Raw genomic sequence first — 11,996 nt, 5'->3', positions numbered from 1 at the left:
GGGCTCAGTGTACCGGGCCGGCGGCACGGATCCGGATCGCGGCGTCGCGCGCCAACGTATCCACCCGCTCGTTGTCGGGGTCGCCGGAGTGGCCCTTCACCCAGCGCCAGTCGATGCTGTGCTTCTGGGTGGCCGCGTGCAGCCGCTCCCACAGGTCGCGGTTCTTGACCGGGTCGCCGCCGGCGGTCTTCCAGTTTTTGCGGATCCAGCCCGGCAGCCACTGGGTCAGGCCCTGGCGCACGTACTGCGAATCGGTGAACAGCACGATCTCGCACGGCTCGGTCAGCGATTCCAGGCCGGAAATGGCCGCCATCAGCTCCATCCGGTTGTTGGTGGTGTGCGCTTCACCGCCGCTCAGCTCCCGCTCGTGCCCCTTGTAGCGCATCAACGCGGCCCAGCCGCCGGGGCCGGGGTTGCCGAGGCAGGAACCGTCGGTGTGGATTTCAATGGTTTTCAATACAACTCCAGATCAGGTCGCCACGGTGCCGTGCCAACGGCGTACCGGCAGTGGCGTAGGTCCTGGCAGGGCCAGGGTGCGTTTTTCGGCGGTGAACAGGCACGCCGCGCGCAGGGCGGCCACACTGCCGCGCTCGGGCGCGCGGTCGCGCCACATCGGTCCCAGCCAGGCCAGGTCATCGCAGGCCAGTCCGGCCCGCTCCAGGATGTGGCGCAGCCGCTGCGGGGTGCGCACCACCAGCCCATGCCGGCGCCATTGGCGGCGGAACGGGCTGAACGGATTGAGCGTGGACAGCCACAGGCGGCCACCCGGCATCAACACCCGGGCGCAGTCGGCAATGAGCTGTTCGGCGTCGCGGGCGGTCACATGCTGCAGCACGATCGCGTTGAGGCTCTCGCTCTGGAACGGCAGCGGCAGCGCGCAGGTGACATCGCCGCTATAGCCGCCCTCGCTGCGGTGCAGGCGCACGCCCTGCCCTGGCAGCGCAGCCGCGTCCAGCCAGGCCGGGTTCGGTGCAATCCACAACCAGGGGTTGAGCGGGTGCGACGCCAGCACCGGCTCCAGGGCTTTCCGCTCGAGCTCACGCAGCGCTTGCGCCGGTTCAGTATCAAACCAGGATGCGACGGAAACTTGACGGGGGCTCGGCGCGGCGGGCATGGTCCAATTCTATGCGACTGACCGCCCTACCCGCATTCGCGGACAACTACATCTGGGCGCTGGTCGCCGACGACGGCCAGGTCATCGTGGTCGACCCCGGCCAAGCTGCCCCGGTGCTGGCCGCCGCAGCGCAGCACAACTGGCGACCGCACACGGTCCTGCTCACCCATCACCACGACGACCACATCGGCGGTGTGGCCGAGCTGCAGGCCCGGTTTCCGGGGCTTGCGGTGATCGCCCCGGACGACCCGCGCATTCCCGGGGCGACCCGCCGTGTCGGCGAAGGTGAACGAATTCAGGCACTGGGGCTGGAGATGGACGTAGTATCCGTGCCCGGACACACCCGGTCGCATATCGCATTTCACAGCGCTGAACATCTTTTCAGCGGCGATGCGTTGTTCAGCCTGGGCTGTGGCCGGATGTTCGAAGGTACGCCCCCCCAGCTTCTGGCTTCACTGCACAAGCTGGCGTCCCTGCCGCCGCACCTGTTGCTGTGCTGCGGCCATGAGTACACCGCGTCAAATGCCGTCTTCGCGCGGCATGTCGACCCCGCCAACGCCGCGCTCGCGCGACGCCAAAAGGAGGCACTGGCCATGCGCCGCGATGAACGCCCCACGCTGCCGGTTACGTTGGCCAGCGAGCTGGAATGCAACCCGTTCCTGCGAACCGATACTCCCGCTGTCCGCGCTGCTGTCAGCCAGCACCTCGGTCGTCCCGTCACCGATGAAGTCGATGTCCTTGCAGGTCTGCGGGGCTGGAAAGACGGATTCCGAACATGAGTCGGCGATGGTTGCCGCTCGCGGCAGGCCTGGCGATTGCCCTGGCCGGCACTGCGGGCGCCCAGTCGTTGAGTGCGGGGATGTCGCAGAACGTGGCCGGGCTGTCGCAGCTGCCGCTGGATGGCGCTGCCCTGCCCCCGGTCTCGGTCCGCAACGGCCAGGATATCTTCGCCAGCTTCCGCGATGGCCTGGCCGAACCCACCTGCGATGTCGAGGCGGCCAGCCCACGCTGGCGGAAGCAGTTCGCGCATGCGCCTTCGCGTTTGGCCAACCAGGATGACGATGCGCTGGTGTTGTTCGGCTATGTGGTCGAAGAACTGCGCAACGCCAACCTGCCTACCGAATTCGCACTGATCCCGTTCGTGGAAAGCGGCTACCGCCCCAACGCGCGTAATGGCGCCGGCCCCGCCGGGCTGTGGCAGTTCATCGCGACCACCGCGAAGAACCACCGCGTGCAGATGACCAGCGGCTATGACGGCCGGCTGTCGGCGGCCGACTCCACCCAGGCGGCGGTGCGTTACCTCAAGACCCTGCACGGGATGTTCGGCGGCGACTGGCGCCTGGCCACCATGGCCTACAACGCCGGCGAGTACCGGGTGCTGCAGTCGCTGCGCAAGGCCGGCATGAACGCACAGAACGCGCGCCCGGCCGAGCTGCCGGGGCTGTCACCGGTGACCTATGCGTATGTGGAGAAGCTGCACGCGCTGGCCTGCGTGCTGGAAGACGCTGAAACCACCCCGGCCGTGATGGCCTCGCTGGACCGCACCGTGCCGGTGCTGAAGGGCCACCCCCTGCCTGCCGGCACCAGCGTGCAGCAGTGGGCCGCGCAGCGTTCGCTGGATCCGGCGCGCATCGCCCGGCTCAATCCGGCCCTGGCGAGCGGCAAGGGCCGCCCGAGTGGCCAGGTGACCGTGCTGGCCCCGGCCACGCATGCGCCGGTGGATGCGTCGGTGATGGTGGCCAAGGCCGATGTGCCCGTGACCGGGACGGCCAGCCCGCGCGCGGACACGCAGGTGTCCCGCCGCAGCGTGGCCAGCGCCGACCGGCCGAAGGTGCGTCGGCACACCGTGCGCAGCGGCGAGTCGGCGTGGACGATTGCCAAGCGCTACGGGATGCCGTTGAAGGCACTGCTGTCGTTGAACAACCTCAGCGGCAGCAGCGTGCTCAAGCCGGGTGCGGTGTTGCGCGTCGAGGATTGAGGCGGGCTGGGTATCCAGCGGCGCACCAGAAAATGAAGGCCCGGCAATTGCCGGGCCTTCTGCGTTTTCAACGAGGGCCGGCCAACGGCCGGCGCTACCGGGCCAACCTTACAGGTTGGCCTCCTCGACCTGCACTTTGTAGTGCTTGCGCATGGCCTGGATGAAGGCCTTGGCCGAGGCCATGCCGTCGACCTGGTCCAGCTGGTCCTTGAACTGCTGCTTCTGCTCGGCCGGCACGTCTGCCAGGGTCGGCGGGGTGACCTTGTTGACCGCGAACACCACGTAGCGATCCTGCAGGGCGACCTTGCCATAGCTCGGCTTGCCTTCCGCCGGCGCCTTCACGGCGAACACCGCGCGGTTGATTTCCGGGGTCGGCACCGGCTGGGTACGCGGCAGGCCCGGCAGCGGGCTGACCTGCAGCTTCTCTTCGGCGGCCAGCGCCTGCAGGGTCTGCCCGGCATTGAGCTTGGCCAGCAGCGCATCGGCGGCCTTGGCCGACAGCTGGCGGTTGCGGTCGGCACGGATCGCGGCGATCACCCCGTCGCGGGCCTTGTCCAGCGGCAGCGCCTGCTCCGGGCTGTGGTCGGTCACGCGGATCATCACGCTGTGGTCGGGCGTAATCGCGATCGGATCGCTCACGGTACCGTCCTGCACCAGCACGTCGGAGAACGCCGCACGCAGCACCGCCGGGTTGGCGGCAATGCCGCTGGCCGTGTCGCGGGTGAACGGACCGATCGTCTGCACCTTCAGCTTCAGCGCATCCGCGGCGCCCTGCAGCGACGTCGGATTCTTGTAGACCTGGTCGACCAGGCGGCCGCTCAGTTCGGAGAACGCGCCTTCGTTGTCGGCCTTGAGCTGCTCGGCGGCGAGCTGGTCGCGGACGTCCTCGAACGGACGCTGCTGGCCACCACGGACCTCGCGCAGCTGCAGCACGTGGTAACCGAACTCGGTCTTGACCGGCGCGCTCACTTCGCCCGCCTTCATGCCAAACAGCGCGTCTTCAAACGGCTTGACCATTGCATCGCGTTCGACCCAGCCCAGGTCGCCACCGGTGTCCTTGGAACCGGTGTCGTCCGAATTGGCCTTGGCCAACGCCGCGAAGTCCGCACCCGGCGCCTTGGCCTGCGCGGCCAGCGCAGTGGCCTTCGCTTCGGCGGCCTTGAGCTTGGCCGGATCGCTGCCGTCGGCGGCGATCAGGATGTGCGACGCCAGACGTGCTTCAGGCGTGGAGAACCGCGGCTTTTCATCGGCGTAGCGCTTGCGCAGGGTGGTTTCATCGGCCGCGACGGCCGGCGGCAACGTGGCCGCATTGATTTCCACGAACTCCAGCGACACCGATTCCGGCTGGCGGAAGTCCTTCGGGTGGCTGTCGTACCACTGCTTGATCTGCGCGTCGGTCACTTCGGCGGTATCGGCCGGCAGTTCCGGCAGCGCGGCGATCTCGACGTCGCGGGTTTCACCCAGCAGGTTCATCAGGCGCTCGGCCTCTGCACTGGTGACGAAACCCGACTCCTGCAGGGCCTGCGGGATGATCGACTGCTGCAGGCTCTCGCGCACCAGCGTTTCGAACTGTGCCGGCGTACGCGGCGGATTGCCGGTGCTCAGCGCCAGGCGGTACTGGTCCTGGTTGAACGTGCCATCGGCGCCGATGAAGGCCGGGATGGAGGCGATGGTTTCGCGCACGGCGGCGTCGCCGATGACGATGCCGGACTGTTCGCCGGCCAGGCGCACGACCTGCTCGTCGATCATCTGGTCGAGCACGGCGCGCTTGTTCTCGACGCTTTCGAACTCGCGCGGGTCGAAATTCTCGCCCTGCTGCTGGCGGGCCTGCTGGCGCGCCTGCTCGAAACGGGTACGGAATTCTTCCGCACTGATTTCATGGTGCTGCCACAGGAAGGACACCGGCCACCACGACGGCGCCGAGCGCCACCAGGTCGGCGGCGCTGCCACCTTGGCCACGTTCTGCGCACCGACACCACCCAGATAACTGGAGTCGATCACGAACAGGAACGGAATCATCAGCAGCCCCAGGATCACGGTAACGATCCAGCCCGAGGTCTTGTCGCGAAGTTTCTGCAGCATGGAGAAATCAAGGCCCGATTGGCGAATCCGGCAGTGTACCCCGCTTCGCGCCACTCCCCAACAGGGGCATGGCGGCAACCAAAAAGAAAAGCCCCTGGTTTGCACCAGGGGCCTTCAAGAATTGGCGGAGCGGACGGGACTCGAACCCGCGACCTCCGGCGTGACAGGCCAGCATTCTAACCAGCTGAACTACCGCTCCACATTTCAAACATTTACTGGCGGTGCCTGGTGGGTGCTGAGGGTTTCGAACCCCCGACCCTCTCCGTGTAAAGGAGACGCTCTACCGCTGAGCTAAGCACCCCAGCAAGCCGCTTAGTTTACGGCATCCTTCAGGGCTTTGCCAGCCTTGAACGACGGATTCTTCGACGCAGCGATCTTGATGGTGTCGCCGGTCTTCGGGTTGCGGCCGGTACGGGCAGCGCGGTCGCGCACCTGGAACGTACCGAAGCCCACCAGGGTCACCGCATCACCGCCCTTCAGGGCTTTGGTGACGGAAGCGATGACGGCATCGACAGCGCGGCTCGACTCGGCCTTGGTCAGGTCAGCGGCTTCGGCAACGGCGTCGATCAATTCGGTCTTGTTCATTCTGTACAGCTCCTTTGGCGGGGATTCCGCATGTTCGACAGTGAAGCATCCGACCCGCGACGTGACCGGATGCCAGTGAAGTTCTCGATTCGCAGCCGTCAGCATTCTGTTGACGTGCGAGTGCTGCTTTTATACCAGCGCACCCCTACCCGCGCAAGCTGAAAAGCCAATAGCGACGCGGGTTTCAGGCAATTCCACCATGCGCGTCAGTGCTTGACGCGCGTGGTGGATGCTGGCTTGCTCTTGCCCCGCACTGTGACGCGCTGCCCATCCTTCCTGGGCTTGGGCGCCTTCAGCGGCGTTTCAAGCGCCAGGTCCAACACCTCTTCAATCCACTTCACCGGAATGATCTTGAGGTCGCGGGTGACATTGACGGGAATGTCGACCAAGTCCTTGCGGTTCTCTTCGGGGATGATCACGGTGGTGATGCCACCGCGCAGCGCCGCCAGCAGTTTCTCCTTCAGGCCACCGATGGCGGTGACCCGCCCGCGCAGGGTGATCTCGCCGGTCATGGCCACTTCGGCGCGCACCGGCACCTTGGTCAGCATCGACACCAGCGAGGTCACCATGGCGATGCCGGCGCTGGGGCCGTCCTTCGGGGTGGCGCCGTCGGGCACGTGCACGTGCACGTCGTGCTTCTGCAGGAACTCGGCATCGATGCCCAGCCGCTCAGCGCGCGAACGCACCACCGACAGCGCGGCCGACGCCGATTCCTTCATGACGTTGCCGAGCTGGCCGGTCAGGATCAGCGCGCCCTTGCCCGGGACCAGGGTCGATTCGATCTGCAGCAGCTCGCCACCGACCTCGGTCCAGGCCAGGCCGGTGACCAGGCCGATTTCGTTCTGTTCCTCGGCACGGCCGAAGTCGAAGCGGCGCACCCCCAGGTATTTCCCCAGGTTCTTGCCGTTGACCACCACCAGCGTCTTCTTCTTCGCCGCGGTCTTCCTGCCTGCCTTGGCCGGCCTTGCAGGTGCGACCGGACCGGCCAGCGCGATTTCCTTCACCACCTTGCGGCAGATCTTGGCCACTTCGCGTTCGAGGTTGCGCACGCCCGATTCGCGGGTGTAGTAACGCACCACGTCCTGGATGGCGTCGGCCTCGATCTCCAGTTCCTCCGGCTTCAGGCCGTTGGCCTTGAGCTGCTTGGGCACCAGGTAGCGCATGGCGATGTTTAGCTTCTCATCCTCGGTGTAGCCGGGGATGCGGATCACTTCCATGCGGTCCAGCAGCGGACCGGGGATGTTGAGCGAGTTGGAGGTCGCCACGAACATCACTTCGGACAGGTCCAGGTCCACTTCCAGGTAGTGGTCGTTGAAGGCGTTGTTCTGTTCCGGGTCGAGCACTTCCAGCAGCGCCGAAGACGGGTCGCCACGGAAGTCCATCGACATCTTGTCGATTTCATCGAGCACGAACAGCGCGTTCTTGCTGCCCACCTTGTTGAGGTTCTGTACGATGCGGCCCGGCATGGAACCGACGTAGGTGCGACGATGGCCACGGATCTCGGCTTCGTCGCGCACGCCGCCCAGGCTCATGCGCACGAACTTGCGGTTGGTGGCCTTGGCGATGGACTGGCCCAGCGAGGTCTTGCCCACGCCCGGCGGCCCGACCAGGCACAGGATCGGGCCCTTCATCTGCTTCACCCGCGACTGCACCGCCAGGTACTCCAGGATGCGGTCCTTGACCTTGTCCAGGCCGAAATGGTCGGCATCCAGGGTGTCCTGGGCGGCCTTGAGGTCCTTGCGCACCTTGGTGCGCTTCTTCCACGGCACGCCCAGCAGCCAATCCAGGTAGTTGCGGACCACGGCCGCTTCGGCCGACATCGGCGACATCTGCTTGAGCTTGTTGAGCTCGGCCTTGGCCTTGGTTTCCACCGGCTTGGGCATGCCGGCGTCGGCGATCTTGCGCGCCAGCTCTTCCAGCTCGCCCGGGGCATCGTCCAGGTCGCCCAGTTCCTTCTGGATGGCCTTCATCTGCTCGTTGAGGTAGTACTCGCGCTGGCTCTTTTCCATCTGCGACTTCACGCGGCCGCGGATGCGCTTTTCCATCTGCTGCACGTCGATCTCGCCGTCGACCAGGCCGACCAGCATTTCCAGGCGGTCGCCGATCTGCAGGGTTTCCAGCAGGCGCTGCTTGTCAGCCAGGCGCACGCTGATGTGCGCGGCGATGGTGTCGGCCAGGCGTGCCGGTTCATCGATGCCGGCCAGGGTCTGCAGCAGTTCCGGCGGCAGCTTGCGGTTGGTCTTGACGTACTGTTCGAACAGCGACATCAGCGAACGCGCAATGGCTTCGATCTCGCGCGGCTCGCGTGATTCGTCCGATTCGATTTCTTCGGCCAGGCCGTGCAGCGAACCGTCGCGCTCGCTGACCTGGGTGACGTTGACCCGCGACAGGCCTTCAACCAGCACCTTGATGGTGCCGTCGGGCAGCTTCAGCAGTTGCAGGACCTGGGCCAGGGTGCCGACCTGGTAGAGGTCGGCGGCGGTGGGATCGTCGGTCTCGGCCGACTTCTGCGCCAGCAGCAGGATGCGCTTGTCCGCTTCCATCGCCTGTTCCAGCGCGTGCATGGATTTGTCGCGGCCGACGAACAGCGGAATGACCATGTGCGGGAACACCACCACGTCGCGCAGCGGCAGTACCGGCAGGTCGAGAGTCTCAGTTGGGGAACGGGCCATGTGGGCTCCAGTTGAGCAGTGTGGATGGCCTCCGGGCAGCTTCACCCGGATACAAAAAAGCCGATGGCCCCGTTATGGGGCCATCGGCGTCCAGATGCAAGATGCTCTGAAAAACATCCATCAATTCAAATACTTGATGGATTATTCAGCGCCAGCCGCCTTCTGTTCAGGGGCCGGCGGGGTCTGGTAGATCAGGTACGGTTCGGACTTGTGCTCGATCACCGATTCGTCCACCACCACCTTGCTGACGTTCTCGGCCGAGGGCAGGTCGTACATGGTGTCCAGCAGGACCGATTCGACGATGGTGCGCAGGCCACGGGCACCGGTCTTGCGCTTGAGCGCCTTGCGGGCAATGGCCGACAGGGCGTCCGGACGGAACTCGAGCTCGACGTGCTCCATCTCGAACAGCTTCTTGAACTGCTTGGTGATGGCATTCTTCGGCTCGGTCAGGATCCTGACCAGGGCAGCCTCGTCCAGCTCTTCCAGGGTCGCCACGACCGGCAGGCGGCCGACGAATTCCGGGATGAGGCCGAACTTGATCAGGTCTTCCGGCTCGACTTCCGCCAGCACCTTGCCCACTTCCTGCTTGCGCTCGGAGCTCTTCACCTTGGCCCCGAACCCGATGCCGCCGGAGTCGTTGGAACGGGCCTGGATCACCTTGTCCAGCCCGGCGAACGCGCCGCCGCAGATGAACAGGATGTTCTTGGTGTCCACCTGCAGGAATTCCTGCTGCGGGTGTTTGCGGCCGCCCTGCGGCGGAACGCTGGCCACGGTGCCTTCGATCAGCTTCAGCAGCGCCTGCTGCACGCCTTCGCCGGACACGTCACGGGTGATCGACGGGTTTTCGCTCTTGCGCGAGATCTTGTCGATTTCATCGATGTAGACGATGCCCTGCTGCGCCTTCTCGACGTCGTAATCGCACTTCTGCAGCAGCTTCTGGATGATGTTCTCCACGTCCTCGCCCACGTAACCGGCTTCGGTCAGCGTGGTGGCGTCGGCCATGGTGAACGGCACGTTGAGCAGGCGGGCCAGGGTTTCGGCCAGCAGGGTCTTGCCCGAACCGGTCGGACCGACCAGCAGGATGTTCGACTTGGCCAGTTCGACTTCGTCGTTCTTCTGGCGGCTCTCGATGCGCTTGTAATGGTTGTACACGGCCACGGCCAGCGTGCGCTTGGCCCGGTTCTGGCCAATCACGTACTGGTCCAGGACGTCGAGGATCTCGCGCGGCTTGGGCAGCGAACTGCGCGCCGACTGCGCCTTTTCCTCGAGCTCTTCACGGATGATGTCGTTGCACAGCTCCACGCATTCATCACAGATGAAAACGCTTGGCCCAGCAATCAGCTTGCGCACCTCATGCTGGCTCTTCCCGCAGAAGGAGCAGTAGAGGATCTTGCCGGTTTCCGTGGAACGACCTTGGCGGTCTTCGCTCATGCTTCGCTTACCCAGTTACCCCACCCGCTGAACGGGGGTTCGATTCGAGAATAGCACAGGGTCGGGAGGACGCCAGTCCAGCCCGACCCTGCGGAAACAGGCCGGTTTCCCGGCCTGGCGGCACTATCAGGCCGGGGTGATCGACTCTTCCGGACGGCGCTCGAGGACCGAGTCGACCAGGCCGTAGGCCACCGCATCGGCCGCGCTCTTGAAGTTGTCGCGCTCGGTGTCGCGCGCGATGGTCTCCAGCGACTGGCCGGTGTGCTTGGCCAGCACCTCGTTGAGGCGTGAACGCAGGGTCAGGATTTCACGGGCGTGGATGTCGATATCCGTGGCCTGGCCCTGGAAGCCGCCCAGCGGCTGGTGGATCATCACGCGCGAGTTCGGCAGCGCATAACGCTTGCCGGCCGCGCCGGATGCCAGCAGCAGTGCGCCCATCGAGGCGGCCTGGCCGACGCAGATGGTGCTCACGTCCGGCTTGATGTACTGCATGGTGTCGTAGATCGCCATGCCGGCGGTGACCACGCCACCGGGCGAGTTGATGTAGATGCTGATGTCCTTTTCCGGGTTGTCCGCTTCCAGGAACAGCAGCTGCGCCACCACCACGTTGGCCATGTGATCATCGATCGGGCCCACGAGGAAGATCAGGCGCTCCTTCAACAGGCGCGAATAGATGTCATAGGCGCGCTCGCCGCGGCTGGTCTGTTCGACCACCATCGGAACCATGTTCAGGGCTTTGGTTTGGTTGTCCATTACTGAGGCACCTATTTGGGGGAAACCACCCCGCGCCATGGGGCGCGGGGCATGAAACGCCGCCCGCTTACTGGCGGATGGCATCCTGGAACGACAACGACTGCTCGGTGTGCTGGGCGCGCTCGGCGATCCAGTCGATCACCTGCTCTTCCATCACGCGGTTCTGCAGCCCACTCATCAGCTGGGGGTCGTTGCGGTACATCTCAATGACCTGCTCCGGCTCTTCATAGGTCGACGCGATCAGGCGCATGGTTTCGTTCAGGCGCTTCGGGTCCAGGCGCAGGTCGTTCCTGCGGGCCACTTCGCCGACCAGCAGGCCGACCAGGACGCGCTTGGCGGCGGCGTCCTTGAAGCCTTCATGGGCGTCGGCCGGGATGTCGCCCGGGTTGCGGCCGCTGCGGCGGATCTGCTCGACCTGCTGGGCCAGCATGGCACGGGCCTCGTTGTCGACCAGGCGCGGCGGCATTTCCACCGAAGCGTAGGCGGCAATGAGCTGCTCGCCCACTTCACGGCGCAGGCGGTTCATCAGCGCGCCCTTGAGCTCACGCTCCAGGTTGGCGCGGATGTCCTTGCGGAACTGCTCCTCATCGCCACCCTTCACACCGAAGCTCTTGATGAACTCGGCATCCACATCCGGCAGCACCGGCGCGGACACGTCCACCGCCTTGACCGTGACCTTGACCTGCTTGCCAGCCAGCGCCGGCACGCGCCAGTCGGCCGGGAACTCGACGTCCAGGGTCTTTTCCTCACCCTTGGACAGGCCGACCAGGCCCTGCTCGATCTGCTCGAACATCATGCCCTGGCCCACCACCACGCTGCCCTTCTCGGTGCCTTCGGCCGGCAGGCGCTCATCGCCGGCCTGCGACCAGGTTTCCAGTGCGACCAGGTCGCCGTCCTGGACACCACGCTCAACCGGGCTCCAGCTGCGGCGCTGTTCGCGCAGGTTGGTGATCATCTGGTCGATGTCGGCGTCATTGATTTCAGCGACGTGGCGCACGACGGTCAGCGTGCTGACGTCGACGTCGCCGAAGTCCGGCACCAGCTCGACGGTGGCCACGAACGAGAACTCGCCGTTGTCGCCCTTGTCGATGCGCGGCGCGCCGGCAATGCGCAGTTCGTGCTCGCGGATGGCGGCATCGAAGGTCTCACGCAGCAGGCCGTCGACGGCTTCGCTGCGGACCTGCTGGCCGAAACGCTGCTCGATCACCTTGGCCGGCACCTTGCCCGGGCGGAAGCCCTTGATGCGCGCGGTACGGGCGATTTCGCCCAGGCGGCCGCTGATGTGGGTCTGCAGGCGGTCTTCCGGCAGCGAGAAGGTCAGGCGGCGTTCCAGATTGCCGGTGGATTCGATCGAAGCTTGCATGTTGACTCCTGCCAACCG

General features: G+C 65.6%; 10 protein-coding genes and 2 tRNA genes. 2 read left to right on the top strand and 10 right to left on the bottom strand.

Annotated elements, in window-relative coordinates; translation table 11 throughout:
- Positions 1 to 4 precede the first annotated feature (4 nt).
- Both rnhA and J7J08_RS00435 read right to left on the bottom strand, forming a co-directional pair.
- A complete protein-coding gene (gene rnhA / locus J7J08_RS00440; RefSeq protein WP_214900475.1) occupies positions 5 to 457 on the bottom strand; it encodes a ribonuclease HI in 453 nt (150 codons plus the stop codon).
- Between the two features lie 12 nt (positions 458 to 469).
- Positions 470 to 1,114 carry a hypothetical protein gene (locus tag J7J08_RS00435; protein WP_214900467.1) on the bottom strand — a complete coding sequence of 215 codons (645 nt, stop codon included), beginning with the start codon at positions 1,112 to 1,114 and terminating at the stop codon, positions 470 to 472.
- 11 nt (positions 1,115 to 1,125) lie between these two features.
- On the opposite strand from J7J08_RS00435, the gene gloB reads away from it, so the two are divergent.
- Together gloB and J7J08_RS00425 are read left to right on the top strand one after the other, a co-directional pair.
- Positions 1,126 to 1,893: a hydroxyacylglutathione hydrolase gene (gloB, locus tag J7J08_RS00430; RefSeq protein ID WP_214900466.1), complete on the top strand. Its 768-nt coding sequence runs from the start codon at positions 1,126 to 1,128 to the stop codon at positions 1,891 to 1,893.
- Entirely contained in the window at positions 1,890 to 3,092 is a 1,203-nt protein-coding gene (locus J7J08_RS00425; RefSeq protein WP_214900463.1) for a lytic transglycosylase domain-containing protein, read from the top strand. The genes gloB and J7J08_RS00425 overlap by 4 nt, the downstream gene beginning before the upstream one ends.
- Before the next feature lie 108 nt (positions 3,093 to 3,200).
- Here the strand turns inward: J7J08_RS00425 and J7J08_RS00420 are convergent, their stop codons facing one another.
- The 8 genes from J7J08_RS00420 to tig form a co-directional block, all read right to left on the bottom strand.
- Positions 3,201 to 5,174: a peptidyl-prolyl cis-trans isomerase gene (locus J7J08_RS00420; RefSeq protein ID WP_214900460.1), complete on the bottom strand. Its 1,974-nt coding sequence runs from the start codon at positions 5,172 to 5,174 to the stop codon at positions 3,201 to 3,203.
- Positions 5,175 to 5,296: 122 nt separating this feature from the next.
- A tRNA-Asp gene (locus tag J7J08_RS00415) sits at positions 5,297 to 5,373 on the bottom strand.
- Between the two features lie 27 nt (positions 5,374 to 5,400).
- Positions 5,401 to 5,475: transfer RNA gene (locus J7J08_RS00410), tRNA-Val, on the bottom strand.
- Positions 5,476 to 5,486: 11 nt separating this feature from the next.
- Positions 5,487 to 5,759, bottom strand: coding sequence for an HU family DNA-binding protein (locus J7J08_RS00405; protein ID WP_019185801.1), 273 nt, complete (start codon positions 5,757 to 5,759; stop codon positions 5,487 to 5,489).
- A gap of 206 nt (positions 5,760 to 5,965) precedes the next feature.
- Positions 5,966 to 8,431 (bottom strand): endopeptidase La, encoded by a 2,466-nt coding sequence (lon, locus tag J7J08_RS00400; RefSeq protein WP_214900458.1) that lies wholly within the window; start codon positions 8,429 to 8,431, stop codon positions 5,966 to 5,968.
- 141 nt (positions 8,432 to 8,572) lie between these two features.
- The gene (gene clpX, locus J7J08_RS00395; protein ID WP_214900456.1) at positions 8,573 to 9,862 is read right to left on the bottom strand and encodes an ATP-dependent Clp protease ATP-binding subunit ClpX; all 1,290 of its coding nucleotides are present in this window, start codon (positions 9,860 to 9,862) and stop codon (positions 8,573 to 8,575) included.
- Positions 9,863 to 9,988: 126 nt separating this feature from the next.
- The gene (gene clpP / locus J7J08_RS00390; RefSeq protein WP_214900454.1) at positions 9,989 to 10,615 is read right to left on the bottom strand and encodes an ATP-dependent Clp endopeptidase proteolytic subunit ClpP; all 627 of its coding nucleotides are present in this window, start codon (positions 10,613 to 10,615) and stop codon (positions 9,989 to 9,991) included.
- 67 nt (positions 10,616 to 10,682) lie between these two features.
- Positions 10,683 to 11,978 (bottom strand): trigger factor, encoded by a 1,296-nt coding sequence (gene tig / locus J7J08_RS00385; RefSeq protein WP_214900451.1) that lies wholly within the window; start codon positions 11,976 to 11,978, stop codon positions 10,683 to 10,685.
- Positions 11,979 to 11,996: the final 18 nt, after the last annotated feature.

The sequence above is a fragment of the Stenotrophomonas sp. ISL-67 genome (assembly GCF_018612915.1).
Taxonomy (GTDB): Bacteria; Pseudomonadota; Gammaproteobacteria; order Xanthomonadales; family Xanthomonadaceae; genus Stenotrophomonas.
The sequence above is the reverse complement of the archived record's forward strand: the minus strand, read 5'-3'. Positions and strand labels throughout refer to the sequence as shown.